Genomic DNA, 25,715 nt, shown 5'->3' with positions numbered 1-25,715 from the left:
GTTCAGAGGGGTATTAACCAGTACCGGAACTACTTTCCCAAAAGAGCGGCAGCACACCAAAGATAAGGCGCCTGTCCATGAAAGTCACCGGCATTTCTCGGCCTGTTGTGATAATGTTGCTGATCATTCTTTTTACCGGTACCAATACAAACCTCCGTAACATTATTACGTTCATCAATATAAGGGATCATCGCCATCCACGCTTTACGGGCTGCCGGGCCATATTCGGCTGCATTGAGCCAACCTTGTTGTATACCGCGTATAAAAGCATACGCAAACATAGCAGTGCCGGAGGTCTCGGGCCAGAAATCGGGCTCATTGATCAGTTGATTCCACATACCACCGGGGCGTTGATGCTCTTTCAGGCTTTTCATCATAGTTAAATAGCCCTGCATAATACGGGCACGATCTTTATGATCCTTGGGTAAAGCAGTTAACAGATCGGGCATACCAACCGCCATCCACCCATCACCCCTGCCCCAGTAATAAGGTACATCCGGCGCATGATAGAATAAGCCGTTAGGGCGTTGTAACTCGTCCAGGTACATCACCATTTCTTTTGCTGCCCGGTCAATATACTTGCGATCACCGGTTACTTTATAAGCTTCGTTTTGCACCACGGTGATCATATACATATCATCGATCCATAACCTGGTTTGCCAGGAAAACCCTTTATCAGCCCAGGCTCTTTCGTCCTTATTAGCGCCTGCAGGTAATTCCCACTGGGTATCAGCATAAGCTAACCCCAGTTTGCGATAACGCTCATCCTTTGTTAACTGGTACAGTTTAAGGGCAAGACTTCCGAACATATTATAGTCAACATGGTTCATAGGAGGTAGCAGCGGCTTTTCGCGATCAAAAAAAGGCTCAAACTTATCCTGTAAAAGTTTAATCAGTTTCTGGTCTTTTGCCTTCACGGCATAATCCAGCGCACCGTTCCATGTACACACTTCGGCATAATGAATATATTGAGCCGCATACAGGTCGTGCCTGCCGTCGATAAAATGATAAGCCAGTCGCCTGCCTACTTCCTGCGGCGTAAAGCTTTTGGGGAAGCCGGTTAAAGCTGATGACTGGGCCAGCAGCAGCTGGTAAGCGAAAAGGGCCAGGAGGGTTACAACAGATTTCTTATACATCGTATCGCCGGGTATTATTGGGGTATTTATTAATATTTGTTTCAATCGTATATTAGTTATCTGGCGGGTTTGCTCATCAATGACTGGGGAACATACCTTTACCGGGATCAACTTTAAAAAGATACTGGCATATTATTGGCGTATAGATAACAGATACTTACAGCAATCATTGTTTCTTTTTAATTTCCCGGGTTGTAAAGTAAAAGAACATCCGCCAGCGACTGTGTTCAAGTTTTTGTACAATTGTTTCAAAATGCGTTTGTTTTAATGCAAAACCAGAGGCTTAAATAGTTACATTTGTTAGTATTAAACCTTAGAACTTTTTCTGAACTATTCGAGTGTTATTCATGTCGAAACCTGAAAATTCAACTTCTGCCTCCGGCCTGTTGAGCATATTAATGCAGTCGACAGAAGCCACTGCTATTTACAGCGGCAAGGATATTATTATTGAGTATGCCAATAATACAATGCTTACCTTTTGGGGAAAGGGACCCGAGATCATTGGAACGAAGCTGGAAGAGGGCGTTCCTGAGCTGAAAGGCCAGCCCTTTAAGCTGATGTTACAGGAGGTGCTGCGAACCGGTAGAACAGACGAAGGCGTTATTGCTGCAGAAACCCGGATTAACGGGGAAATGATTACCCGGCAATATTCGTACTGTTATAAAAGAGTGCTGGCCGCCGACGGACAGGCATTCATATTACATACAGCCGCTGATGTCACCAGCCAACTGGAAGGTGCCCGGGCGCTTGAATATGCCAATGCCCAAACACAGGCATTGAACCGCGAGCAACAGCTCAATGAACAACTGGCCGCTGTGAATGAAGAACTGCTGGCCTCTAACGAAGAGCTTACCCAAACCCGGGAAATGCTTGCTTCGCTGAATGCCGTACTGGAGGATAAGGTAAATGCAAGAACCCAGGACCTGGCTCAAAGTGAGACAGCGCTTAAGGCTGCCAACGAGGAACTGTCTGCCATTAATGAAGAACTATTTACTACCAATGAAGAATTGGTGGAGAGTGAGCGTAAACTGCAGCAACTTTTAAGGGAGCTGGCCGGTAGCGAGCATAAGATAAGGAACATGGTAGCCAGCGCACCTTTTCCTATTGGCGTGTACGTGGGTAGAGAAATGCGTATTGAGCTGGTGAACCAATCTATTATGGATGTTTGGGGAAAAGGTAACGATGTGGTTGGAAAAACCTATCATGAAGTACTTCCCGAACTGAAAGGAACGGGCATTTACGAGCAGCTGGATCGTGTGTTTATGGAAGGACGGCCCTATCATGCGCGCAACCAGCGGGTAGACCTGGTGGTGGACGGCCGTTTACAGCCCTTTTATTTCAACTATAGCTTCACGGCGTTATATGATGATGAAGGCCGTATTTATGGGGTAATGAATACAGCCGCAGAGGTTACAGATGTAGTAACTGCCAAGCAAAAAATAGAACAAAGCGAGCGTAATCTGCATAATATGATTCTTCAGGCGCCTGTTGCAATGTGTATTATGCTGGGACCCGAACACGTGATCACCGTTGCCAATACACTAATGATTGAGCTTTGGGGCAAACCGGAGCAGGACGTTATCAACAGGCCTGTATTCGATGCCTTGCCGGATGCACGCCACCAGGGTTTGGAGGAAGTAATTAACCAGGTATATACCCTGGGCGAAACTTACAGCGCCAATGAGCGACCTGTTAGCTTAGTACGCAATGGTCGTTGGGACACTGTTTATCAGAATTTTGTATACGAGCCTTACCGCGACGAGAACGGACAGGTGCAAGGGGTTATTGCCATCACTATTGATGTAACGGCACAGGTATTGGCACGCCGTCGTACCGAAGAGAATGAAAAACAGTTTCGTTTCCTGCTGAACGCCATGCCGCAACAGGTATGGACCGCCGCGCCGGATGGTACTTTCAGCTACCTCAACGAGGTGATGATCCGTAATTTCGACCGGACTTTCGAAGATATTATCAGCCAGGGCTGGGAGGTATTTATTCACCCCGACGACCTGCCCGATGCCCTGAGCCGCTGGCAACGTTGCCTTCAAAATAAACAACAATACTTGGCCGAATTCAGGCTGAAATTCAGCGACGGTGAATACTACTGGCACCTGGCGAGGGCAGTACCCATGATCGAAAACGGGAAAGTAAGTTTCTGGCTGGGTACCAATACCAATATTCACCAGCAAAAGGTGAATGAAAACATGAAGGATGAATTCATCAGCATTGCCAGCCACGAGCTAAAAACACCATTAACCACTATTAAAGGATTTTTTCAGCTCATTAAACGTGATGTTACCGAACAAACCAGCCTGGGCAGCTTTGTAGTAAAAGCCGAAAGGCAGGTGGAGCGGCTTTCCCGGTTAATAGAGGACCTGCTGGATGTGTCGAAGATCAATGCAGGCAAAATGGTTTATAATAAAGACAATTTTGATTTCAGTACCCTGTTGGCTGATACGGTAGAGAGTATTCAGCATACCACTACTACACACCAGATCGAATTACACTCCGCCTGTGATATTCAATTCTATGGAGATCAGCTTCGTATTGAACAGGTATTAATTAATTTGTTGAACAATGCCATAAAGTATTCGCCCGGGAGCCGGAAGATTGTTGTCAAATGTGAAATAGAAAACAATAACCTGGTCGTTTCCGTAGAAGACCTGGGTGTCGGTATCGCTGAAGAGCATTTAAAAAGTCTTTTTAACCGCTTTTACCGGGTAGACAATTCTTCAGCCCGCTTCCAGGGCCTGGGTCTTGGCCTTTTTATTGCCAATGAAATTGTAAAAAGGCATGGGGGCAGTTTCTGGATAGAAAGTGTTCCCGGAAAGGGCTCTACCTTTTCGTTTTTGCTGCCGCTGAATGGCGAACAGGAATTTGCTGACAAAGCAACCGATCATCAAACCTACTACGAGGGTAGCTTTATAAGGATACATTACCAAAAAGAAAAACATTATCTGGATGTGGAGTGGATCGGTTACCAGAACTACGATTCCGTAGTAAAAGGATGCGGTATTATGATGGATCTGATGCAAAAAAATAATTGTCACCATGTACTCAATGATAATACCCTCGTAAAAGGGAACTGGTCAGAAGCTGCTGACTGGGGATCCTCGGTATGGTTCCCGGCGATGGCCGAAGCAGGTTTAAAGAGATTTGCATGGATCTACTCCCCCAGTACATTTAGCCAGATCGCCGCCAATAAAAGCCTGCCTTCTGATTATGAAGCAGTACAGGTAGCCTTCTTTAACAATAAAGAAGCTGCTTTAGGCTGGCTGAATCGATAGTACCAGCCAGCCCCGTCATTTTAACTTAACTATTACAGCGCTACGGCAAAATGCACCATTACCCTATCTTCCGCCTTTACAATACCACTGGCCAGGCTTTGCGACAACGGAGTTTGATAATTGGCTCCAACAGCAAATTTTCCAAAAGCTGTTTCCAGGCCAACCGTGCCCACTAGCAAATTACCGCCGGATGTGATGACCCTGATATTTTCGTCGCGATCGGTTTGCGAGCTTTCATATTGTACACCCGCATTGGGTGCGATCATTACCTTGCTTTTGGTACGGAATTTATAATACGCCTGGGCATTTAAACTTGCTTTATTACCGTACTGGTAATCGAACCGGTTGGCTGTATTTATTTTGTAATTTCCATTTAAGTTAACCCCGGCATCCTGCAATCTTACATCATACATGGCATTTACATTAAAATCGTAACTACCGGTGCCTAATTGAAAGAGGTTCGCGCTTTGCGCGTTAACTGCGCGGTCAGCCGGGTTATATGTACCGGTTGCAAGCTTTACACCGCCCCCTACCCAGAGACTTTGCACCAGCAGGTGGGTATTGTTTTCTCCCGACACCGTGTTACGCGAATTTAACAGCTGATAAAAGCCAAATAAACTAATGTCCCCGATACCATTTTTAGTGGTAGTACTACCCTGGTTGGTCTTCTCATTAAAGCTGTACGGGAGCACCGCCATTATCCTCACATGATCGTTCAGGTTCCACCCACCCCAGGCCTCTGCTATATTGTATCGCTCTTTAGTAGTGAGCGGTGTATTAGCACCTCCTACTCCTACATGCGATATAACCTGGTTATACCTGTACCTGACCCCGGCAATATGTTTATAAAAATCCGGTAAAATACCAATATAGTTATTGCCGGCCCCGCATCCGCAGATATCGCAGGCCAGCGCAACTATTGGTACACTAAACGCTATTAAAATGCTTACTATTCTTTTCATAAAGGATTATTGATTAAAACTGAAAATTAGTGGTGACACGGATGCACCTGCCCAGACCCGGATGCATCAGTCACCAGTGCGGCGAACTCCTGTTTACAACCAGGACTGCAAAAGCCATATATTTTCCCCGCATAAGACATGGTGTCGGTAATGCGAGCGCTCAAAGGCATACCGCAGCTGGTATCTGCCTCCGAAGCAAAATGGATATTACTGAAAACAGGGGTATCAGGCGTTCCTTGGTGGCCCGTAACCATACCTTCTGCGCCTCTGTTATTACTTTCCAATATGTCATTTACTTTAGTTGAACCATCGTTACAGGCAACCCCTATCATTGCGAAAATGCCGAAAATAAAAACCCTTCTCATACCTATCAATTATTGCTCAGATAAAAGCTTGTTATTAATGAAATTTTTATCATTCAGCGTATTTAAAAATGCCAGCACCTGTTGCTTTTCCGTAACAGATAAAGCAAGGTTATTTTGCAACACCGGATCAAGATTGGGTGTATGCCGGATATTATCACTATACTGATCTAATACTGCATCCAGCCTGATAAAGCGCCCATCGTGCATATAGGGCGCCGTGTAGGCCAGGTTGCGCAGGCTTGGCACTTTAAATTTATACTGATCGGCTTCATTCAACGTAATTTCATAACGTCCCTTGTCATTATTTGCACCAATGCCAATACCATTGTTACGAAAGCTGTTATCGGTGAATAAAGGTTCCTTGTGACAACTACCGCATTTTTGTTGAACCAGCTTATACCCTGCGGCCTCCGCCTCTGTAAATGCGGCGCCATTGATCTGCTGCATCACACTATCGTATTTACTCTCTGCACTTACACACATGATCATAAACTGGGATAAGGCTTTCATGAAATTGGCCGTAGTAACCTGTTCGGTTCCAAATGCTTTTTTAAATAAACCCGGGTAGTCTGCATGAGCTTGTAGCTTGCTGATCACATTCACAAGCGACTCATCCATTTCTTCGTGAGTCGTGATAGGAACAATAGGTTGCAGGTCCAGGTCAAACACGCCCCCGTCCCACATAAAGGTAGGCATCCAGGCCAGGTTCATAATGGGAGGACTATTACGCTTTCCCAGGCGGTCATCTATTCCATGGCTTACATCGTGACCATGTTGCGTGAATGCAGATGACTGTATATGGCAGCTACCACAACTAATGGTATTATTCCGTGACAGGCGCGGTTCGTAAAAAAGCTTTCTTCCCAACTCAAATGCTTCCTTCGTAACCGGGTTGCCGGATAGATTATAAGAAAGCCCGGGGAAATGAGCCGGCTTTTTAAATCCTGCAAACAGGGACTGCTTAACCGGTTCGTCTTTACTGCAGGCAATAATTGCTATCATTATGCACAGCATTATGCCGATCTGTTTACTACCCATCGGTTTAATTTTCGGTGTGATCGTGGGTGAACATGGTTGTAAAGTTGTTAGCCACTTTTACGCTGAACTCGCTGAACATTACCTGCGGATTAGCGGCGATGCTTACAGGATTCAAGCCGCTTAATACCTTATCAATGTCAACAAAGAAATGAATATTAGCGCTCCTGTTTTTGCGCACCTGCGCCATGCCACGGGCTGTAAGATCAGTAGTAATGACTTTTATATTATTAATCGTGGGTACAGAATACCCGCCGAATCCGCCTATATGAAAGCGATATTTATTGGCCCCTGTAGGATCCAAGGGCGCCTGCGGGCTTACCCCTTCCATCTTAAAAAATATATACCCGCTGTTCCATCCCCAATACATACCGCTTTCCATGCCTCCCGCCGGATTTAATACACCTGTTCTTTTGCTGACATCCATAGTGCTACGCAGGCTATCCACACCCAGGGTGAAGGTTATCTTTGTATAGTCTCCTTCCGGAACGTTTACACGTGCAAAGCGCGAATCGGGGTTGGTCTCGTTAATTAAGAAGTAACTGCTATCCTGTGGAACCGTATAGCTGGTACCATCTGCTTTGGTTACAATAATGTTGCTGATGAAATATTGCAGCAATTGTATATTATAGGTTTCGCCCGTACTATTTTTATAATTTGAGGTATTCAGTATCAAGTTCTGGCCGCCTACAATATTATCAAACTCAACCGATAAAGGGGCCAGGTTACCCTGGTTAAATTCAGGTTCGGAGGTATCTTTTTTACAGGACAAAAAAGCGGCCATGAAAAGTACGGCCCATACAAATTGTATTTTGTGGATCATGCTAGTTGATTATAGAGATTAAAAATGATTGCCATGCCTGACTGCGGGCATAAAATTTACAGGCATATTTAGTACTGTTAGCAATACAGCAGCATGGCAAAACCATGGCAGTAATTACTGACAGTAAAAAATAAATACCGGCTGCGAGGAACCGTTTGTCCCTTAAACCGGGAACTCATCCTATCAACTACAGGGAGGACGGAATACAGAACGAGGCATTTTTATTGCAGCACCCGATTCGGGTATATAGTAATAGCGGAAACCTTTAGTTTCGAAATGATTGACCGAAAGAAAAAAATGTTTTGAAGACAGGCTGTAATCGATCTTGGGAGCAGCTTTTTCTGCATCCTGTTGTTTTTTGGTTTCTTCTTCCCGGATCTTCTTGGCCAACTGGCATTTTCCATTGCACTGAAGCATCGGGCGCGCTTTATTAACGCAGTTCTTAGCGTATTTCTCCAGGTTAATTTTATAGTCAACCCATAGCCATACATTTCCAAAAGACTGGGCCGCAAATACAATTAATAATATGGCTACTAAAAAAGGTTTCACTGATTTTTGCAAAATTAACGGGTGCTATCTTCAAGCCTGTTTACATAATCATGACAACTATTTATACAATCATGCCATTTCGGGTATGCTAACCATCCCGCGGGCTTTACCTGTTTTTCCTGAATGTTTCGGGTGTTACGCCTGTATTCTTTTTAAAAAAAGTTACAAAATAAGACAAGCTCTCAAACCCCAGCTGAATGGCTATTTCGCCTACCGACAGACTTGTATAATGTAATGATCTTTGTGCTTCGATGACAACCCGTTTCCGGATAATTTCACCTGCTGTACTGCTGCGATACTCCTGGCAGAGCTTGTTCAAATAATTGGTAGTGATATATAGTTGTGCTGCGTAGGCGGCCGGAGTTTTCCATTCATAATAATGTTCCTCTACCATTTTTTCAAACTGTATCACTTTGTTCAGCCGTGCACTTACCTGTTCTGCAGCACCAGGTATATTGTTGCAACGGTCCAGCTCATTCAGGATGATGTTCAAATAAGATCTCAGCACCTGTTCACTACCCCGTGTTTTATACTCTTCGAACATTAAAGTATTTAACGAATGCCACTTCTCTGCATAATCTGTTTGGAGATTCAACCGGGATGGAACCTCACTGCTCAAAAAGGCAAATCTTTGTAATACGTTGTTATTATATCGCAGGGAAAAGAAGCTTTCTGAAAAGCAGATCATATAACCATTGGATCTGCCTGCTATATCTACCTGAACAATACTGCCTGGTTTAATACAAATAACATTGAATGGGGTAAGGTATATTACTTCATGATCGATAATAATATGACCACCCGGTTCCTGCACATGAATGAGCGTGTAAAACATCTGTTTGTGCGGCAATGCCAGGTGCGGGTAAGCATTCCCAATGCCCCTCCACTCTCCCATCCAGAAGAAGGGTTTACCTGTAGAAAATACATCAACAGTATACACAGGTATCGTATCTGATTTGGAACCCATGTAAATAATTTTTGATTAACACTATTATTATAAAATGCTAACCAATCAATATAGGGGGTTTCAGAATGGAAGACAGGACGCCTTGCAACAAAGCAGAATGCTGAGGAACAGGAAATGCCTGGTGTGCATCTGTGATGCTGACAGGCTTTTCTATATCTACTTTCCGGTTATCATAAAAAAGGAAAGTTTCTTTTAATTTCAATTCAGGTATATCCTGCTGGTGCTGTTCGTTTTCACTCAGCTGTTTTTCGAGATAGCAGGATCCTTTACAAAGAGGAATAGCATCGAACCGGTTGATGCATAAGTTATCTGAAATATAATCCCTGTTTAAATGAAAGGCTGCCAATATCACGAGGCCGCTTAAGGCCTGAAACAGGAAGGCTGCCAATAATGATATGAGGATGATTTTCTTCAAACGGGGCGAAGGTACATTAAAATTGTTCCCGGAGCAACCGTTTAATATCAGCTAATAAACGATCGGTTTCCTTAGGTTCCAGACTGTTGTACACACCACGTATATTCCTGTTTTTGTCGATCAGCAAAAAACCCCCACTGTGTACCAATCCTCCCGGTGCTGTGCTATCGGCATTTGCAGCTGAGTAATAGGATTTTTCGGCCAGCTTCATAATACTATCCTGGTTGCCGGTAACAAAATTCCATTTCGGAGCCGATACATCCAGCGTCTCTGTATAAGCTTTAAGCCGGGGAATGGTATCCCGCTCGGGATCTATTGTATGGGATATAAATGATACACGATCATCTGTTTGGTAAGCATCGTATACTTTTTTGAGCTCCCTGGTCATGACCGGGCAAATGGTAGGGCAGGATAAAAATATAAAATCGGCTATATATATTTTATCTTTAAAACTGGCGTTGGTTATATGATGGCCATCCTGGTTAACGAAATCAAAATCTGCAATACGCGGATATACCGGCTTGCCATTGACCATTGTAGCTTCTCCTAAAACCGGCAATCGCTCCTGCTCATTTCCACAGGAACATAAGGCTACCATAACTGCCCAATAGAAAAGAAAAACACGTTTCATGATATAAAAATAGCTAAAATGCAAATGCCACCAGGAGTGAACCCGGGAATGTAAAAGCCCCTTACCAGTTATACTCAAAAAAAATGGCAGCAGGTTTTTGCCTGCCGCCTTATTACTTAAGATACAAATTCAACCCCTATTTTTTCGCGGGCTTCATGGGCAGCAGCCACCATATTTTCAAGTGCTTTTTTAGTCTCGGGCCATTTACGCGTTTTTAAACCACAATCCGGGTTAACCCATATATGTTGCGCCGGCAAAAGAGTGGCTGCCTTTATCAGCAGATCAGTCATCTCAGTAACAGACGGTACTCTTGGTGAGTGGATATCATACACGCCCGGCCCCATTTCATTAGGATATTTAAAGTGAGCAAATGCCTCCAGTAATTCCATTTGAGAGCGCGAGGTTTCTATAGTGATCACATCGGCATCCATTGCTGCCACATGCTCAATGATATCATTAAACTCGCTGTAGCACATATGTGTATGGATCTGTGTTTGATCTGCTACACCGCTGGCAGCTATACGAAAGGCCTTGATGGCCCAGTTAAGGTACTCTGGTTGTTTTCCCTTCCTTAACGGCAAACCTTCCCGGATAGCAGCCTCATCGATCTGGATAATACTGAGACCCGCTTTTTCGAGCGCCAATACCTCATCACGAATAGCCAGCGCGATCTGGTTAGTAGTAACACTGCGTGGCTGATCATCGCGCACAAAAGACCATTGTAAAATAGTAACCGGGCCTGTCAACATACCCTTCATTAGTTGATTGGTTTGTGCAGCGGCAAAGCTGCTCCAGCGCACGGTCATATCCCTCGGGCGACTGATATCACCATAAATAACCGGTGGCTTTACACAGCGGCTTCCGTAGCTCTGCACCCAACCGTTTTTAGTAAACAGGAAACCATCCAGTTGTTCACCGAAATACTCCACCATATCATTGCGCTCAAACTCTCCGTGTACTAATACATCCAGCCCAATCGACTCCTGCCAGCGGATTGCTTCGATAGTAGCTTCTTCAATGGCCTGTTCATATTGGTCAAGTGTCAGGTCTCCTTTTTTATACCGGGCTCTCAGTTGCCGTATATCATCAGTTTGAGGAAAGGAACCAATGGTTGTAGTGGGAAACGCAGGAAGTTGAAAGCGATTACGCTGTACTTGCTGGCGAATAGGGAACGGGCTCTTTCGTGTAGCATCTGATTCATGAATGGCGGCTACCCTTTCTTTGACTGTTTTTTTGTGCACCTGCTCCGATTGCGCCCGGCTTTCGATAGCAGTTTTGTTGATCAGTAATAAATTATCATCCCCTTCAACGATCAGGCTCAAATCGCCTACTTCGTTTAGTTTCTGTTTAGCAAAAGCCATCCAGTTTTTAATCTCAGGATCGATGGTCGTTTCCAGATCCAGGTCAATAGGACTGTGCAGCAAAGAACATGATGGGGCAATTATTATTCTATCGCTACCTATTTTTTCAATGGCTTTATTGATAAATGACAATGATCTTTCATAACAGTTTTTCCAAACATTCCTCCCATCTACCACGCCTAGCGAAAGAATAAGATGATCAGGTATGGCCGCAAGCACTTCATCTAGCTGTTCAGGAGCCCTTACGAGGTCGATATGCAAAGCAGCTACCGGCAGGTTTACGGCGAGTTGTGTATTATCAGACAGGCTTTCAAAATAAGTGGCTACCAGGATCCTTATTCCTGCCGTTTCTTTGGCGATATACCGGTAGGCATGCTCAAAGGCTGCTTTTTCTTTTGCCGACAGATCCAACGTTAAAAATGGTTCATCCAGCTGTATCCATTTGGCTCCCAGCTGTTTCAGGCGGTTCAGAACAGCTATGTACGCCGGTAATATTTTTTTAAGCAGATCTATTCTTTCAAAACCGGTTTCCTTTTCCTTGCCCAGTAACAAATAACTAACGGGTCCGATCAATACGGGTTTAGCCTTTTCACCCAGCAATGCTTTTGCTGCCATGTATTCTCCAAAAACTTTTTGGGAGAACAATTTAAACTCCTGGTCTGCAGCAAATTCAGGCACGATATAATGATAGTTGGTATCCAGCCATTTGGTCATTTCCATAGCTGTAATATCTAAACCATCTTTCTGGTAACCGCGTGCCATTGCAAAATACAAATCCATTTCACTATTGGTTTTTACATCGGTTAAAACAGGCGTATATCGTTTAGGAATGACACCTAACATCAGGCTCATATCCAGTACTTGGTCGTAGAAGCTAAAATCATTACAGGGTATCAGGTCCATGCCGGCCTGAAGCTGCGTTTGCCAGTTTTCGTCCCTGATCTTAAAAGCAGTGCTCTGCAGATCTTTTAAATCAATGGCGCCTGCCCAATACTGTTCGCAGGCCTTCTTTAACTGTCTTTGACTACCGATACGCGGGTAGCCGAGGTTTTGCGTTTTCATCGAAAAAATGTTTTAAAAATGAATAAATGCTTTTTACGGCCCGGGCGCATAGCAGGCAAACCGGCTGCGTCCTGCAGCTTCAGAGATTACTCCCGAACCAATCGGCTCCATTATGCGAAAGCCCGTCTTACTAAACAAGGCAGGTCTCCTGGCTTGTAATATCCCGGTCATCCTTCCCATGCCGCCCTTAGCAACACAGTGGACATACCAGACCGGAACTTTTTTCATTACTTACAGTTGCGCGACAGCCCGTGATTTACACACGGTTCCCTATTAATGCTGATTTACATCGGTAACCTTGTTTAGCGGATGTATCAATAATTAGATACTTAAAGCAAATCTATTCCATGCAGATTAAAATGCTACATAAATAAAATAAATTAGTATATAACACTAAAAATAATAAGATAAGTAGAATAAAATAACAAAATAGATCAAATATGTTACAGGATTTAGTGCTTTAAAAGGATACTGATCCCAAAGAATAATATGCCTCCATGCCAGGTGACCATTATTGTTATATAAATGTACCGGTACCGCTCTGAACACACTGTATCCACTTACATCTTCGGGCATCAATAATAGTGTTGAAATAAATTTTGTGCAAACGTATGCGCAAATCAGTTTTCACACAGGTTCCGTTTCGTTTTCTATTGTTGTTAAATAAAAGAGCTCAACTGCTATAATGGGCTCCTGAAATAATATCCCTGTAAAGGCCTGTTTAACCAAATTGTAATCAGCATATTACTAAAAACAATCCCATGTTTGGATCTTTACTGTTTTTACATGTTGACTTTAGTTGTTCATTGCAAACTCCCATAACCCGTAATACATAAAATTTTCTTTTAAAATTTAACAGATGCCCTGCAGTTGTTTAGCTTTTCCCATTATCAATCTAACTCTATACATTTGCGTCCCGAAGACTCTATGCAAGGAAAAAATTATACGCTGGCTGTTTTTGATTCAGACAGGGCCATGCTGAACGCATGTGCGTTAATATTAAAGGAACAGGACATCGACATTCATGCTTTCGCTAATAGCGGAGACTTTGTCGATCAGCTTCAACGTTCTGCACCGTCGGCTATTTTGCTCGACAATTCTATTTTGCCGCATGGCGGACTTGAGGTATTGCGTTTACTGAAACAACACAATGAGCTTAACAAGATACCCGTCATTTATATGACCGCTAACGGAGCTATAGGCGATAAGGTATTAAAGGAAGGTGCGGAGTATTTACTGATCAAACCCTTTGATTTACTGCAGCTCACTGCTACTGTGCTTAAGGCATGTGGCGCCGGCCATTAACATATCTTACCCCCTCAGGTAAAAATCATCCATAAAGCTGGTTTTACCGGCTTTTCTAAATCAGGTCCGATCCGGCTCCCTGCTTATAATATCTGTAATTAAAATATGGCCTTCATCAAATAGCGTAAAAACAAAATCCTGTTTATTTAACGCTTCCTGATCGATTATTTCATGGGTAAAAGCCAGCAAGATAATTACCTGCTGAATAAACTCATCAGATTCTGATTTCGCAAGCAGCTGTACTACCTGCTCATAAGTTAATTTCGAATTCATAAGCTATTTGCTGGGTATTAAAAATATAGCAACTATGGCTGCAACCGCACTCCTTACGTATCTATATACTCCTCCACGATCTTGCCGCATTTTTCGGCCAGCCTGGTTTCTTCGCCGTCTATTTTCCTCATTACATCATATAAAATGTTCCACAGAAGCTATCAGGGCTCAATGCTCCTTTTAGTTCGCCAGGTGATTAATGATGAAACCTACAGGTCATGAAGTAAGTTGGTCGTAAGGCCCCGTAGGGTATGCCTCCACCGACCTACCTTATCTTTAACCTCAATCGCTTGAAAGTGGCAAGTATGTATTTCTCAAGCAGATTGAAAACCAAACCCACCATTACGAATACAGATGCCCCTATCTTCCAGAAAGGAAGCGGTTCATTGAGCACAACAGCAGCACTTAAAAATCCGATAACCGGTATCAAAAGTGTAAACGGCACTACTGCTGCGGTTGCGTAGGAGTTAAGCAAAAATCCCCATAGACCATAGCCAACATGAGTGGATAAATAAACAATATAAAGGATGGCTAAAACAGTCGGCAGTGATATATTTTGAAGAGCACTAACCATGCGTTCGGGCCCCTCAATAAAAAACGAAAGGAGCATCATAAAAGGGAAAGCCACCAGGTTGCCCCAAACAACAAGCGAAAGTGGCGATTCAGCATCTACTTTTTTAGAAAACATATTGCCGGCCGACCAGGAAAGAGCGGCCAGTATCGTTAATATAAGCCCCACAAATGAAGAGCTGTCACCCATATGAAAAGCAACAATACCAATACCAACGAACGATATAAGCGAGCCACCTATTTTCCACATACCCGGCCTGTCCGCAAAAAAGAATGCCGCAAGACCCATAGAAAAAAACACCTGCACCTGCAGCACCAGGGAAGCCAGGCCCGTTGAAAGCCCCATTTGGATACCACTAAATAACAGTCCGAATTGCATGACGAAGGTAAAAATACCATACCCTATAATATACTTCAGAGGAGCTTTGGGACGGGGAAGCAGAAACACCCAGGGAAATGCCGCCAGGCCAAATCGAATCGCACATAACAATAAAGGAGGGAATCCCTTTAAGCCATAATAAATAGCGATAAAATTAAGTCCCCAGATCAACACTGTAAAAAGCGCCAAAAAAAGATGCTTGGCCGATAAGTTCAATGCATTCCCCATATCCGATATATTACTCTATTGTAGCCGGCAAATTTCCGAAACCTGTCGATATAAATACAGATACAGTTTTGAATATTTTTATGGATACAGATTTACAAAGCCTGTTTAACGATTTTGCCCAAACGTTTCAGGTCAAACTCCAGCCGGTCGTCCCATTGCAGGGCAAAATTCAAACGCATACAATTATTAAACTGATTGCGTTGGGTAAACATTCTTCCGGGCGCAAAACTTAATTTTTGCCTGATTGCAGTATCAAATAACCCGGCTGTATCAATACGCGGATCAAGCTCCAGCCAGAGAAAAAAACCACCCTGTGGTTGCGAGATCCTTGTATTTGCAGGGAAGTACTCTTCTATTGCTCTTTGAAAGCGCAGGCAATTGGTATGCAGGGTATGACGGATCATACGGAGATGATGATCGTATCTTCCAAATTCCAGGAAATCGGCAATCACTTCCTGGTAAAGAGAGGGCATAGATACTGTTTGCAACAACTTCTGCATGATAATGTGCTCTTTAAATTTACCAGGAGCTACCCAGCTTACCCTGTATCCGGGCGCTAGTGTTTTCGAAACCCCTCCGCACCACATGACTATCCCTTCCTCGTCAAAAGCTTTACAGGGTTTGGGCCGGCTTTCTCCAAAATACAGGTTCCCAAACAGGTCATCTTCAATCAGCGGTACCTGGTGATGCGTCAGCAACTTCACCAACTGCTTCTTATTTTCATCAGGCATCAGGCTGCCCAAAGGATTACTGAAATTATTGACCAGGCAACAGGCTTTTATTTTATGTATCACTTTCTCCAGCGCAGCTATATCAATACCTGTTACAGGATGCGTTGGAAGCTCAATAATATTTAAGCCCATTGATTGAGCCAGTCGAAGTATACCGAAATAAGTTGGACTTTCTGTGGCTATATAATCTCCGGGTTGGGTAACAGCGCGTAAACAGTAAAAAACTGCACTCATAGTTCCCGCCGTTGTCACCAGGTCATCTTCAGATATTTTGCCTTCCAATACCATCGACCATTTAGCTATATTTCTCCTGAGATTAATGCTTCCCTGAACCGGCTCTATAACGGTCCCACACCCTTCCATGCTACGGGTCATTTTTATTACGCTCTTATTCAATTTGGCAATGGGCAGTAAACTTTGATCAGGAATACCCAAAGAAAACTGCCGGATGTCCTTATAGCGGAGCGTGTCAAACACCTTATTGAACAGGTCTTCCGGGTTTTTCTCCTTCCCCGAAAATTTTGGTTTGCTGACAGAAGGCAATGAAAGCTTCCTTTTAGACGTTTTACTAACAAAATAACCCGACCTGGGGCGGGATTCGATCAGAGATCTGCTTTCCAGCTCTACAAATGCCTTTGTAGCCGTATTGAGGCTTACATTATAAAGTGTTTGAATGGACCGTAACGAAGGTAGCCTGTCTCCTATCCTCAAGGTATCCGACAGAATCTGTTCTTCAATAATTTTTGCAATCTTAAGGTATAATGTATTTCTGGCCATTCTGTAACTATTGTGGTACAATTCAACTTTAAATTACAAATTAACTACAAACAGCCATTGAGCCAGTTAACCAGGCGGTCATTGGCTTCCTTTTGTTTTTTAGGATTTGCAAACAATGTATTGCCTTGATATAGCTTTTTACTTAACGCTATCAACTGATGCTCCCATTGCAGCCCCGTATACGCGCTATCAATAACCGCATCAAATAAAATTTCACCTGATTCGCTGATACATACATAAGAATATCCTATCACTTTCTCCTGACTTCTGGCAATATAAAGCGGACAGCCAAAATCCGCTGTCAGCAAGTCTCTTGCGGGAGAACTTCCCGCCGGTGCCTGCATGGACTGCTGTCGTTTTCTGTAAAGCTCCCTGATAACGCTAAGATCTGAAACCTGCACCAGGCTGAAATACACCTGGCTTGAGGTGGTTGGTGTAGTAGTTGCTTCTTTCATAAAGCAAAGCTACGTCGCAGTTTCAAGCAGATACAGATACAGAATGATGTAAATTTATGGATACAGATTTATGAAACATACCGCTATAGCCCAGATCGAACCGTTGTTTAGAGCTGATCTTCTGCTAAACAGCAACATCCCTGCCTTTCATCCAATGGGTATCTGTTTTAGTGCTAACATACTTTCAACAAAAAACCTCCATAAGCAGTAACCAGGTTTCAGCCTATTGGTTGAAAGAACAAATTCTTTTAACCTTTAACGGCTAAATCCCCAAACGAAAATCCTTTACACTTTTAAGTTCAATATTTACGTCATTAAAATAACTCACCGTTCCGGTATCTACCGGGCATTGCGCGCTGATGCCTAAGAAAATATTGGAAGGATATTCATTTTTATACAACCGGGCCAGCTTCCATTTTTTATTATCCAGCGAATAATAACTACCCACCGTCTTCGTATCGGATGATATTTTCATGTACACATATTTCTGTTGAACCAGATCGTGGTTGTTATCATCCGAAGTGCCAACCGTTCTTACGGAAACTACCCGGTGGTCGCCGCTTTCGTCCTGTTCAAAACAAAATTTCTGATACAGGTCGTTGCTGCTATATATATACAGTACACCCGCGTTATACATTCCATTAGGCGTGAATTGAGGTGTTACCCTCGCTGTTATCGTAAATGGCTTCGTATTATCAACGGATGACAATAAGATGGGCGCAGAATTATTGGACAACTTACCATCAGGATCGGAGAAAAAATCTTTTTTAGCTCCCACCCTGAATGTGACTTGCCCGGAGCTATCTACACTAATTAAATTAGCGGCATCATTCAATGATTTATCAAAGCGGGTATCACCCATTTTGATATCAACAGTAGTAAGTGCTGTATCAACGGTGGTCTTTACCTCAGCAATTGAAGTTTCGACAGGTTGCGGGGTATTTTCCTGGCTTTGACAGGCCAACAGCAATAACAATGCACCTACAGGCAGCGGGGTCAATATTTTTTTCATGATCAGTTGTAGAGTTTTTTAAATCAGTTTCGTTTCAAATGTAGTACAAAGGCCCGTCAATGAGTAAGATTGATTTGTCAAAACATCATTGTAAGCCAAAATTTCACGTCCTTTGCAACCTACTAATCAGTACTTTTTATGAAAAAGGCAGCAGCTACAAGACTGAATATATTACAAAAGGCATTTGAGTTGATTTATGCAAGGGGCTATCAGGCCACCAGTATTGATGAGATCATTGCCACGACCCAAGTAACTAAGGGGGCCTTCTTCTATCATTTTAAAAATAAGGATGAAATGGGGATCGCCATTATTGAGGAAATATTAAAGCCTACACTTAACAACAGCTTTATATCTCCATTGGAGCGCGATGAAAATCCAATACCAGCCATTTATAACCTCATGCGCCACCTGCTAACGAGAGACAAATTTTTAAAGCCTGAATATGGATGCCCGGCCGCTAACTTCACGCACGAAATGACGCCCTGGAATACCAGCTTCAGCCTGGTATTAAATGAGCTCACCGAACAGTGGATGCAGGTAATGACCAAGGCTTTGGAAAGAGGAAAAAAACTGGGCTTTATAAGCAAAGATGTAAACAGCAAACAGGTAACCTTGTTTGTGGTATCCGGGTACTGGGGCATACGAAACCTGGGAAAGCTGGGTAATAAGAGCTATTATACCTCCTATTTAAAAGAGCTAAAAAACTACCTCAATACCCTTCAGAAAATTTAGCTCAATAAAAAACATACCAATTAGTATGTTTTTTATATTTTTGCATCGCTCAACAAAAAGCGATGTATTCAGTACTACTATTTTTACATTCTATTTTCCGATGGTTGGTATTAGTGAGCCTGGTTTACAGTATTTACCGGGCCTTCCTCGGGTATACATTAAGGCTGGCATTCAGCAAAACAGATAATGCTATCCGCCATTGGACGGCCACCCTTGCTCATATCCAGCTAATGATTGGCATGGTGCTCTATTTTAAAAGTCCGTTAGTACAACACTTCTGGTCACCGGCGGGCAAGGTTACCGCATCGAAAGAGCTGACTTTTTTCAGCCTGATACACCCCGCACTTATGCTTGTATCGATTATTCTTATTACTATCGGATCGGCAAAAGCCAAAAGACAGCTGCAGGACCAGGCCGCTTTCAAAACGATCTTCACCTGGTACCTGGTTGCACTGATCCTTATCTTCATAGCCATACCCTGGCCTTTTTCTCCACTAGCCAACAGGCCCTATATCAGATAATATGACACAGTTATTTAAAACCAAAACCGGCAGGCTGCGCATTATCGGCTTTCTCGAAGGCATTTCTCTTTTAGTACTGATCTTTGTTGCCATGCCACTTAAATACTGCTTTAATTACCCCCTGGCAGTTCAAACCCTCGGCCCCATTCATGGCGCTTTGTTTGTGCTTTTTATTATCAATACGCTTAGTGTGGGAATTGAGCAGCAATGGAAGTTTGCCACTACCACCTGGAAGGTGCTACTCGCCTGTATCATACCTTTCGGAACCTTTTATATCGACAAAAAAATCCTGAAACCCATTAATCCATGATATGAAAACAGCATTGCTGATGGCTCTGGTCAGTGCCCTTATATATGCCGGGTATCGCGTATACAGGTCAGCGCATCTTTCCAAAGAATTACAATCAAAAATTTTAGAAGGAGCCCTGATACTGGATGTAAGAACCGAAAAAGAATATGCCGCGGGGCATATAGACGGAGCTGTAAACATATCACTAGGCACTATACGGGAACGCTATAAAGAACTGGATCCGCTGAAAACCTATATCACTTATTGTTCGCATGGATTAAGAAGCGTAAAAGCGGCCAACTTGCTCAGGGAAAAGGGTTTTAAACAGGTTTACAACGGCGGAGCACGTGAGGACCTGGAGAAATTGATGACACCGCATTAACGATCATGCTTTAACTGATAAGCAATTGGTTTTGGGTCGACCTTTTCGCACTAAATTAGCTTTCTAAAAACAATATAGCTGGTATGGATACAAGTTCGCCAATTACATTAAATGGACTGGATTTTCATGATCTGGATGGATTTTACACTGTCATCTACAGTATGATGGACTTATATGAAGACTGGAAACCAGCTCACAATCTTGATGCCTTCAATGATATATTATATAGTGGCTTCGGCAAAGAGCAGGTGAAACTGGTATGGGAGCATTCCGCAAAAAGCAAGAGCGATCTGGGCTTGCAGGCTACCCGCAATTTTTATCAGCATAAGATTGACCAGGGCCAGCCCTACAATACCAACTGGGCTACTCAGCAACTGGAAGCGCTAAATTCGGGAAATGGTGCGACTTTGTTCGACATCATTGTAGAGATATTTCATTCGCATCGTCATATAGAGCTGGTACTACTTTAAACAGGAACAGCTTACACTATGGAGCAAGGCAAAACCATATTACTGCTCATAGAGCATTTTGATTCACATGGGCTTCAATTGAGCTGACTAATTTAAGTAGCTACTCAATCTAGCATCTAAAGATTATGCCGGTATCTACAACTTTACTCTAACTTAGTGTATTGTAAATCTGACCTGATGGACTATTTCGTAAAAGAAGGATCTGTAGTACGCACTATCTGGGGAAAGAGCGACACCATCCTGTTTATTTTTGCGGGCGCTGCTGCAGAGTTTGCCTTAAATAAATCGGTAGACTGGTTATACTTTACCGGCAAATTACCTGCCGATCCGATCGGACGCCTTTTCTCCACGGTGCGTTATGCCCGGGAGATTGTTTTTGCACCGAAAGATGCAGCTTTTAAAGCTATCGACGTGATTACCCAAATACACCGGGGCGTGGAGGCAAAACGCGGTTACTCAATTCCTGACTGGGCCTACCGGGATGTACTTTTTATGCTGATTTATTACTCGATCGCCGCGCATGAGCTGTTAGAACAACATTTAAATGATACCGAGAAGGATGAAGTATATGATGTATTTTATCGCGTGGGTATTCGAATGGGGCTAAAAGACTTACCAGTTTCTTATGCGGAATGGTTGCCGGTACGGGAAGCCCATTTATCAGAAGATCTTCAAAAAAGTGATTATACCGAAGATCTTTTTGTTCAATATAAAAAACACCTGGGCGCTATGCGATTTAAAGTATTGCTGGAAGGTCAAAAATTAGTCGTTCCCAACCAGGTTAAGCAATTGCTCAACTTCAAGAACTTTTCTCTTTTAACGCCGGCAGTACCTCTTTATAAAGTAAGTCGTGTAATGAAAATGGACTGGCTGCTCAGGCACCTGTTGCTACCTTCCGACTACAAAGACCAGATCAACGCACTTAATATACATCCTTAAATAAAAAGATCCAGCAACAACACACCCCCCAAACCAGCTAACCCGATAACAGATTCCATCAGGGTCCAGCTTTTGAAGGTATCTTTCAGGCTGAGTCCCAGGTATTCTTTAAACATCCAGAAACCGGTATCATTGACATGCGAACACATCAAACTACCGGCACCTATAGACAGCACCATCAGCTGGGGATTAACATGCATGGCTACTACCAACGGCTGCACAATACCTGCAGCAGTAAGACCGGCCACTGTTGCCGATCCTATAGCAATTCGCAGCACCGTAGCAACCATCCATCCCAGCAAAAGAGGAGGCAATGTGCTGTCTTTAAAATAGCCGGTGATCGCTTCGGCTGTTCCGCTCTCAATCAGTACCTGTTTAAGCGCCCCGCCGGCAGCAGTAATTAATATAATGGCGGCAATAGCACTAACAGCGTTTCCCGACCGCTCCATTAGCCTGCTCACTTTAACGCCTCTAAAAGCACCTAAAAAAAGAATAGCCAGTAATACCGCTACCAGCAGCGACATGCCCGGATCTCCAATAAACAACAGGAATTGTCGTAATGATCCTTCGGAGGGTTTATACACTTGCAGCAACAGCGTGGATACCGCCAGCAAAATAACGGGAACCAGCGCAATGAACAAACTGACGCCGAAACCCGGCGCTGTAGCGGCTTCCCCTGTTTGCTGCGTAAATATGCCTGCCGGGGGCTTTGTCGTAATCCTTTTTACCCATTCAGGGAACCACAAACCAGCCAGTAATAAAACAGGAACCGATATACATAAACCGTATAAAAGTGTTAACCCGATATCAGCCTTAAAAATACTGGCAATAGCTGTAGGCCCCGGATGTGGTGGCAGAAACCCATGGGTGACTGAAAGAGGTGCTGCCATGGCTATAGCGAGATAGATCAATGAAGTTTTGGTATCCAATGCTATGGTAAAAACAAGCGGGATCAACACCACAAAACCTGCATTGTAAAAAAGAGCTAACCCCACACTAAAACTGGTAATACATACAGCCAGCTTGGACTTACGACTGCCGAATGCCTGTAGCAACCGGTTGCTGATTTGCCGGGTAGCGCCGGTCTCAGTTAAAATGCTGCCCAACATGACGCCAAAACCCAATACAGCAATTACAGACCCGAGTATATCGCCCACACCCTTTGACATAGCGGCGATACAGGCAGCGGGCTCCATTCCATTGGTTAAGCCAATAAATAATGCTGTAATGAATAATGCCAGAAACGCATTAAGCCTGGCACCGGCAATCAGGAGTAGCAGCAAAGCCATTCCCAGGATGAGTAAGATTATTGGAGACATGCAATCATATATTTATCAAACCAGCGCCTTCAAAGCTATAGCTATTGTCGCTTCCAGGTTATCCTGTACTTCAACAGTAGTCACATCCGCCTCTCCTTCATCCGGCTCCTGCAGCAAATCGAACTGGCTTCTTAATAAACTCACCGGCATGAAATGTCCTTGTCTTGCTGCTAACTGTTGCGATACTTTTTCGTAAGAAGCTTTAAGATACAAAAAATTGATCGAACTGATGCCTGACCGGAGGCGGTCGCGGTATTGACGCTTCAAGGCTGAACAGGCGATAATACCAGTCTCTCCTCTCTTTACTATTGTTTTCGCTTCAGCTACAATAGTATCCAACCATCCCTGCCGGTCTTCGTCCGTTAGCGGTATTCCCTGGCTCATCTTATTAATATTGGCCCGGGGATGCAGATCATCTCCGTCCATAAAAATACGTTTTTGTTCTTTGGCTATAGACTTACCCACAGAAGTTTTACCACTTCCGGAAACACCCATTATTATAAGGATCTGAGCTATCATAACCTGATATTACAACTACAAATACTACTTCACACTAAAAATAAATCCCACTCCATAAACATTTTCAATCTTCACTTTTTTTGATTCAGCAAGTAATTTGCGTAACCTGGAAATAAATACATCCAGGCTCCTTCCCAAAAAATAATCATTTTCTCCCCAAAGCTGGATCAATATATCCTCACGCTTGATCACGGTATTTTTATTCTGGTACATATATTCCAGGAGGTTAGCCTCTCTTACTGTAAGGGAGATACTTTTACCGGCATTTCCCACCGATATTTTAAATACATCCTTGCGAAAAACAATATCCCCTATTTTAAGTATGTTTCCATGCTCCACTTCCGCAGTTACCCCCTTGCTGTTTCTACGTATTATATTAGTAACCCTCAATACGAGCTCATCTATATCAAAAGGTTTATTGATATAGTCATCTGCGCCTAACTTCAAACCGGCAATACGATCTTTCTTTTCATTTCTTGCTGTTAAAAAAAGAAAGGGAATAGCCTCATTGGCCTTTTTAACCTCTCCTGCAAACTCAAAACCATCCATGCCCGGCAATTGTATATCTGTTATCAACAGATCGTAATACTCAGACCTTTGTTTAAAAGTCTCTAAAGCTTCTTCTGCTGTGGTTCTCAGGTCTACTTCAAAATTCATCAGCTGAAGATATTGCTTCACTACGTTACCCAGGTCTATTTCATCTTCTACAAAAAGAATTTTACTCTTCATCTAAATAAATATATTAATAACAACCGATCATTTTAAAGAGGAATGACGATACTAAAATCTGTTCCTGATTTTTCAACTGTATCAACATGCAGCTGCCAGCGATGTGCTTCTATACATTGTTTGGTATAATAAAGCCCTAAGCCCAGCCCCTTTACTGCCTTATTTTCTATCGACTTAGTAGTTCTGTAAAACTTATCAAAAATATTCTTGAATTCCCTGGCAGGTATCCCAACCCCATTATCTACTATATGAACAGTAAGCGCTTTTTCGCTCTCAGTTGTAAAGATACTGATGCGTTTAGTAGCACTTGTATTGTATTTGATGCCATTTTCTATGAGATTTACAAACATAGTGGTTACCCAAAACCTATCCAGCAAAACCGTGTGTGGCTGCGCATCCGCTTCCTTAAAACTGATCTGCACCTTACTGTTATCAGCCTGTATCATGTAATCATCTATCACCTCTTTCAGAAGCTCCTCTATAACAACCGGTTCTTTCTGTAAAGTAGATTCATTCATCATAGTAATATCCATTACCTGGCGAAACAGGTCACTTAATCTTTCGGCCTGCCGGCTAATCACGCCGGTCAACGAAGTCACCATTTCATTATTTTCTTTTACCTGGTATTTTTCCAGTGTTTTATTGGCTACAATGATAGCAGACAAAGGTGTTTGAAACTCATGATTGATACTATTTACAAAATCAGACTTCATTTCCGCCAGCTTTTTTTGTTTAGACCAATTCCGGAATGTTATATAAAATATTGTAGCCAATGAAAGAATTGAAAAAAGCGACAATAGAAAGGTAGGTAACATACGTGCTATAATAGCGTGTGTGCGATGAGGAGTATCGGTATACAAAGAAAAACCGATACGATTGGAATAAGCGGTAGGCGTACTGATCGTAATATTTGAAACAAGATTGGAAGGACCCGTATTTTGCAACGAACCACCAACAACAATCCCTTTATTCTGAAAGGCGCTATCTAAACCTTCATATTGTTTAGACTTATCGTAAAGCGTAACATATTGCAGACCATTAAATGTTACACTTATATGATCAACCGTAGAAAGCCATATCAGGTCGGTCTCGAGGTTGTTTTGCTTTATAATGGCCTCAATCAAACTATCGATATTGCTATTGGCTCTTAAACTAACGGCGATACTATCAATCACCAATTGACTGAAAACATTAAACTGTTTCTGATCAGATTTGTAAAGACGTTCGAATTCGCTCATATTCCTGTTTAAAAAACTGTCGATGATTGCCTGCCCACCCGGGAATACCTTGTCATTACGAATGGCGTTACTGTAATCACCCTTAATCTGCGCAGCTTCTGCCAAAAAGAACTTGTCGTTTTTTAATTCATATGTATTATATACCAGAAAATACTGAACCACAGCGAGTATTATAAAACTGGTAATTGCTATAAACCTTATGTTAAATATAGAAGATGACATGTACAATAAATAGCTATAAAGCTACCAATACA

At 42.9% G+C, this 25,715-nt stretch carries 27 protein-coding genes and 1 riboswitch; of the genes, 8 read left to right on the top strand and 19 right to left on the bottom strand.

What is annotated here, in order from left to right; all coding sequences use genetic code 11:
• Window positions 1-29: 29 nt before the first annotated feature.
• A complete protein-coding gene (locus ACLOAU_RS21330) occupies window positions 30-1,181 on the bottom strand; it encodes a glycoside hydrolase family 88/105 protein (protein ID WP_427863930.1) in 1,152 nt (383 codons plus the stop codon).
• 302 nt (window positions 1,182-1,483) lie between these two features.
• Between ACLOAU_RS21330 and ACLOAU_RS21325 the strand changes: the two genes are divergently transcribed.
• The gene (locus ACLOAU_RS21325; RefSeq protein ID WP_427863929.1) at window positions 1,484-4,423 is read left to right on the top strand and encodes a PAS domain-containing protein; all 2,940 of its coding nucleotides are present in this window, start codon (window positions 1,484-1,486) and stop codon (window positions 4,421-4,423) included.
• A 32-nt stretch (window positions 4,424-4,455) separates the two neighbouring features.
• Here ACLOAU_RS21325 and ACLOAU_RS21320 read toward each other — a convergent pair whose 3' ends face one another.
• From ACLOAU_RS21320 to metE, 9 genes are all read right to left on the bottom strand, one after another.
• Window positions 4,456-5,385, bottom strand: coding sequence for a transporter (locus tag ACLOAU_RS21320; RefSeq protein ID WP_427863928.1), 930 nt, complete (start codon window positions 5,383-5,385; stop codon window positions 4,456-4,458).
• 26 nt (window positions 5,386-5,411) lie between these two features.
• A complete protein-coding gene (locus ACLOAU_RS21315) occupies window positions 5,412-5,750 on the bottom strand; it encodes a YHS domain-containing protein (protein ID WP_427863927.1) in 339 nt (112 codons plus the stop codon).
• Window positions 5,751-5,759: 9 nt separating this feature from the next.
• On the bottom strand, window positions 5,760-6,752 hold the full coding sequence (locus tag ACLOAU_RS21310; RefSeq protein ID WP_427863926.1) for a cytochrome-c peroxidase: 993 nt from the start codon (window positions 6,750-6,752) through the stop codon (window positions 5,760-5,762).
• Between the two features lie 40 nt (window positions 6,753-6,792).
• Window positions 6,793-7,608, bottom strand: a complete 816-nt coding sequence (locus tag ACLOAU_RS21305; RefSeq protein ID WP_427863925.1) for an MbnP family protein — start codon at window positions 7,606-7,608, stop codon at window positions 6,793-6,795.
• A 183-nt stretch (window positions 7,609-7,791) separates the two neighbouring features.
• Window positions 7,792-8,157 (bottom strand): hypothetical protein, encoded by a 366-nt coding sequence (locus ACLOAU_RS21300; RefSeq protein WP_427863924.1) that lies wholly within the window; start codon window positions 8,155-8,157, stop codon window positions 7,792-7,794.
• A gap of 106 nt (window positions 8,158-8,263) precedes the next feature.
• A complete protein-coding gene (locus ACLOAU_RS21295; RefSeq protein WP_427863923.1) occupies window positions 8,264-9,124 on the bottom strand; it encodes a helix-turn-helix domain-containing protein in 861 nt (286 codons plus the stop codon).
• A 37-nt stretch (window positions 9,125-9,161) separates the two neighbouring features.
• A complete protein-coding gene (locus ACLOAU_RS21290; protein WP_427863922.1) occupies window positions 9,162-9,539 on the bottom strand; it encodes a hypothetical protein in 378 nt (125 codons plus the stop codon).
• 16 nt (window positions 9,540-9,555) lie between these two features.
• On the bottom strand, window positions 9,556-10,170 hold the full coding sequence (locus tag ACLOAU_RS21285) for an SCO family protein (protein ID WP_427863921.1): 615 nt from the start codon (window positions 10,168-10,170) through the stop codon (window positions 9,556-9,558).
• Between the two features lie 116 nt (window positions 10,171-10,286).
• The gene (gene metE, locus ACLOAU_RS21280; RefSeq protein WP_427863920.1) at window positions 10,287-12,593 is read right to left on the bottom strand and encodes a 5-methyltetrahydropteroyltriglutamate--homocysteine S-methyltransferase; all 2,307 of its coding nucleotides are present in this window, start codon (window positions 12,591-12,593) and stop codon (window positions 10,287-10,289) included.
• A gap of 121 nt (window positions 12,594-12,714) precedes the next feature.
• Window positions 12,715-12,909: riboswitch (cobalamin riboswitch) on the bottom strand.
• A gap of 611 nt (window positions 12,910-13,520) precedes the next feature.
• Between metE and ACLOAU_RS21275 the strand changes: the two genes are divergently transcribed.
• Window positions 13,521-13,898, top strand: coding sequence for a response regulator transcription factor (locus ACLOAU_RS21275; protein WP_427863919.1), 378 nt, complete (start codon window positions 13,521-13,523; stop codon window positions 13,896-13,898).
• A gap of 60 nt (window positions 13,899-13,958) precedes the next feature.
• Here the strand turns inward: ACLOAU_RS21275 and ACLOAU_RS21270 are convergent, their stop codons facing one another.
• The 5 genes from ACLOAU_RS21270 to ACLOAU_RS21250 all read right to left on the bottom strand — a co-directional run bounded on the left by ACLOAU_RS21270 (window position 13,959) and on the right by ACLOAU_RS21250 (window position 18,323).
• Entirely contained in the window at window positions 13,959-14,171 is a 213-nt protein-coding gene (locus ACLOAU_RS21270) for a hypothetical protein (RefSeq protein WP_427863918.1), read from the bottom strand.
• A 265-nt stretch (window positions 14,172-14,436) separates the two neighbouring features.
• A complete protein-coding gene (locus ACLOAU_RS21265; protein ID WP_427863917.1) occupies window positions 14,437-15,348 on the bottom strand; it encodes an EamA family transporter in 912 nt (303 codons plus the stop codon).
• 92 nt (window positions 15,349-15,440) lie between these two features.
• Window positions 15,441-16,856, bottom strand: coding sequence for an aminotransferase-like domain-containing protein (locus tag ACLOAU_RS21260; RefSeq protein ID WP_427863916.1), 1,416 nt, complete (start codon window positions 16,854-16,856; stop codon window positions 15,441-15,443).
• Between the two features lie 44 nt (window positions 16,857-16,900).
• Window positions 16,901-17,311, bottom strand: coding sequence for a hypothetical protein (locus ACLOAU_RS21255; RefSeq protein WP_427863915.1), 411 nt, complete (start codon window positions 17,309-17,311; stop codon window positions 16,901-16,903).
• A 262-nt stretch (window positions 17,312-17,573) separates the two neighbouring features.
• The gene (locus tag ACLOAU_RS21250; RefSeq protein ID WP_427863914.1) at window positions 17,574-18,323 is read right to left on the bottom strand and encodes a DUF1349 domain-containing protein; all 750 of its coding nucleotides are present in this window, start codon (window positions 18,321-18,323) and stop codon (window positions 17,574-17,576) included.
• A 138-nt stretch (window positions 18,324-18,461) separates the two neighbouring features.
• Between ACLOAU_RS21250 and ACLOAU_RS21245 the strand changes: the two genes are divergently transcribed.
• The 6 genes from ACLOAU_RS21245 to ACLOAU_RS21220 all read left to right on the top strand — a co-directional run bounded on the left by ACLOAU_RS21245 (window position 18,462) and on the right by ACLOAU_RS21220 (window position 21,656).
• Entirely contained in the window at window positions 18,462-19,055 is a 594-nt protein-coding gene (locus ACLOAU_RS21245; RefSeq protein ID WP_427863913.1) for a TetR/AcrR family transcriptional regulator, read from the top strand.
• 62 nt (window positions 19,056-19,117) lie between these two features.
• Window positions 19,118-19,576 (top strand): hypothetical protein, encoded by a 459-nt coding sequence (locus tag ACLOAU_RS21240; protein ID WP_427863912.1) that lies wholly within the window; start codon window positions 19,118-19,120, stop codon window positions 19,574-19,576.
• 1 nt (window position 19,577) lies between these two features.
• Entirely contained in the window at window positions 19,578-19,886 is a 309-nt protein-coding gene (locus ACLOAU_RS21235) for a DUF3817 domain-containing protein (protein ID WP_427863911.1), read from the top strand.
• A gap of 1 nt (window position 19,887) precedes the next feature.
• On the top strand, window positions 19,888-20,247 hold the full coding sequence (locus tag ACLOAU_RS21230; protein WP_427863910.1) for a rhodanese-like domain-containing protein: 360 nt from the start codon (window positions 19,888-19,890) through the stop codon (window positions 20,245-20,247).
• A gap of 83 nt (window positions 20,248-20,330) precedes the next feature.
• Window positions 20,331-20,717 carry a barstar family protein gene (locus ACLOAU_RS21225; protein WP_427863909.1) on the top strand — a complete coding sequence of 129 codons (387 nt, stop codon included), beginning with the start codon at window positions 20,331-20,333 and terminating at the stop codon, window positions 20,715-20,717.
• 177 nt (window positions 20,718-20,894) lie between these two features.
• Complete coding sequence (locus ACLOAU_RS21220; RefSeq protein WP_427863908.1) at window positions 20,895-21,656, top strand: oxygenase MpaB family protein; 762 nt, start codon at window positions 20,895-20,897, stop codon at window positions 21,654-21,656.
• Here ACLOAU_RS21220 and ACLOAU_RS21215 read toward each other — a convergent pair.
• From ACLOAU_RS21215 to ACLOAU_RS21200, 4 genes are read right to left on the bottom strand one after another with little or no spacing between them, the layout of a single operon-like run.
• Window positions 21,653-22,975 (bottom strand): gluconate:H+ symporter, encoded by a 1,323-nt coding sequence (locus ACLOAU_RS21215; RefSeq protein ID WP_427863907.1) that lies wholly within the window; start codon window positions 22,973-22,975, stop codon window positions 21,653-21,655. The genes ACLOAU_RS21220 and ACLOAU_RS21215 overlap by 4 nt on opposite strands.
• Window positions 22,976-22,990: 15 nt before the next feature.
• Window positions 22,991-23,494, bottom strand: coding sequence for a gluconokinase (locus ACLOAU_RS21210; protein WP_427863906.1), 504 nt, complete (start codon window positions 23,492-23,494; stop codon window positions 22,991-22,993).
• Window positions 23,495-23,518: 24 nt separating this feature from the next.
• Window positions 23,519-24,223 (bottom strand): response regulator transcription factor, encoded by a 705-nt coding sequence (locus ACLOAU_RS21205; protein ID WP_427863905.1) that lies wholly within the window; start codon window positions 24,221-24,223, stop codon window positions 23,519-23,521.
• A gap of 32 nt (window positions 24,224-24,255) precedes the next feature.
• Window positions 24,256-25,623, bottom strand: a complete 1,368-nt coding sequence (locus ACLOAU_RS21200) for a sensor histidine kinase (protein WP_427863904.1) — start codon at window positions 25,621-25,623, stop codon at window positions 24,256-24,258.
• Window positions 25,624-25,715: the final 92 nt, after the last annotated feature.

Source organism: Paraniabella aurantiaca, from assembly GCF_050309965.1.
Taxonomy (GTDB): domain Bacteria; phylum Bacteroidota; class Bacteroidia; order Chitinophagales; family Chitinophagaceae; genus Niabella.
This window is presented reverse-complemented; position numbering and strand designations above follow the sequence as displayed.

Coding starts and splice junctions, on each gene's coding strand:
- ACLOAU_RS21210 (WP_427863906.1), bottom strand. CDS start 23,494: ATGATAGCTCAGATCCTTATAATAATGGGTGTTTCCGGAAGTGGTAAA.
- ACLOAU_RS21225 (WP_427863909.1), top strand. CDS start 20,331: ATGGATACAAGTTCGCCAATTACATTAAATGGACTGGATTTTCATGAT.
- ACLOAU_RS21215 (WP_427863907.1), bottom strand. CDS start 22,975: ATGTCTCCAATAATCTTACTCATCCTGGGAATGGCTTTGCTGCTACTC.
- ACLOAU_RS21220 (WP_427863908.1), top strand. CDS start 20,895: ATGGACTATTTCGTAAAAGAAGGATCTGTAGTACGCACTATCTGGGGA.
- ACLOAU_RS21270 (WP_427863918.1), bottom strand. CDS start 14,171: ATGAATTCGAAATTAACTTATGAGCAGGTAGTACAGCTGCTTGCGAAA.
- ACLOAU_RS21265 (WP_427863917.1), bottom strand. CDS start 15,348: ATGGGGAATGCATTGAACTTATCGGCCAAGCATCTTTTTTTGGCGCTT.
- ACLOAU_RS21245 (WP_427863913.1), top strand. CDS start 18,462: ATGAAAAAGGCAGCAGCTACAAGACTGAATATATTACAAAAGGCATTT.
- ACLOAU_RS21320 (WP_427863928.1), bottom strand. CDS start 5,385: ATGAAAAGAATAGTAAGCATTTTAATAGCGTTTAGTGTACCAATAGTT.
- ACLOAU_RS21275 (WP_427863919.1), top strand. CDS start 13,521: ATGCAAGGAAAAAATTATACGCTGGCTGTTTTTGATTCAGACAGGGCC.
- ACLOAU_RS21230 (WP_427863910.1), top strand. CDS start 19,888: ATGAAAACAGCATTGCTGATGGCTCTGGTCAGTGCCCTTATATATGCC.
- ACLOAU_RS21240 (WP_427863912.1), top strand. CDS start 19,118: ATGTATTCAGTACTACTATTTTTACATTCTATTTTCCGATGGTTGGTA.
- ACLOAU_RS21310 (WP_427863926.1), bottom strand. CDS start 6,752: ATGATAGCAATTATTGCCTGCAGTAAAGACGAACCGGTTAAGCAGTCC.
- ACLOAU_RS21260 (WP_427863916.1), bottom strand. CDS start 16,856: ATGGCCAGAAATACATTATACCTTAAGATTGCAAAAATTATTGAAGAA.
- ACLOAU_RS21255 (WP_427863915.1), bottom strand. CDS start 17,311: ATGAAAGAAGCAACTACTACACCAACCACCTCAAGCCAGGTGTATTTC.
- ACLOAU_RS21235 (WP_427863911.1), top strand. CDS start 19,578: ATGACACAGTTATTTAAAACCAAAACCGGCAGGCTGCGCATTATCGGC.
- ACLOAU_RS21285 (WP_427863921.1), bottom strand. CDS start 10,170: ATGAAACGTGTTTTTCTTTTCTATTGGGCAGTTATGGTAGCCTTATGT.
- ACLOAU_RS21205 (WP_427863905.1), bottom strand. CDS start 24,223: ATGAAGAGTAAAATTCTTTTTGTAGAAGATGAAATAGACCTGGGTAAC.
- ACLOAU_RS21295 (WP_427863923.1), bottom strand. CDS start 9,124: ATGGGTTCCAAATCAGATACGATACCTGTGTATACTGTTGATGTATTT.
- metE (WP_427863920.1), bottom strand. CDS start 12,593: ATGAAAACGCAAAACCTCGGCTACCCGCGTATCGGTAGTCAAAGACAG.
- ACLOAU_RS21250 (WP_427863914.1), bottom strand. CDS start 18,323: ATGAAAAAAATATTGACCCCGCTGCCTGTAGGTGCATTGTTATTGCTG.
- ACLOAU_RS21305 (WP_427863925.1), bottom strand. CDS start 7,608: ATGATCCACAAAATACAATTTGTATGGGCCGTACTTTTCATGGCCGCT.
- ACLOAU_RS21315 (WP_427863927.1), bottom strand. CDS start 5,750: ATGAGAAGGGTTTTTATTTTCGGCATTTTCGCAATGATAGGGGTTGCC.
- ACLOAU_RS21325 (WP_427863929.1), top strand. CDS start 1,484: ATGTCGAAACCTGAAAATTCAACTTCTGCCTCCGGCCTGTTGAGCATA.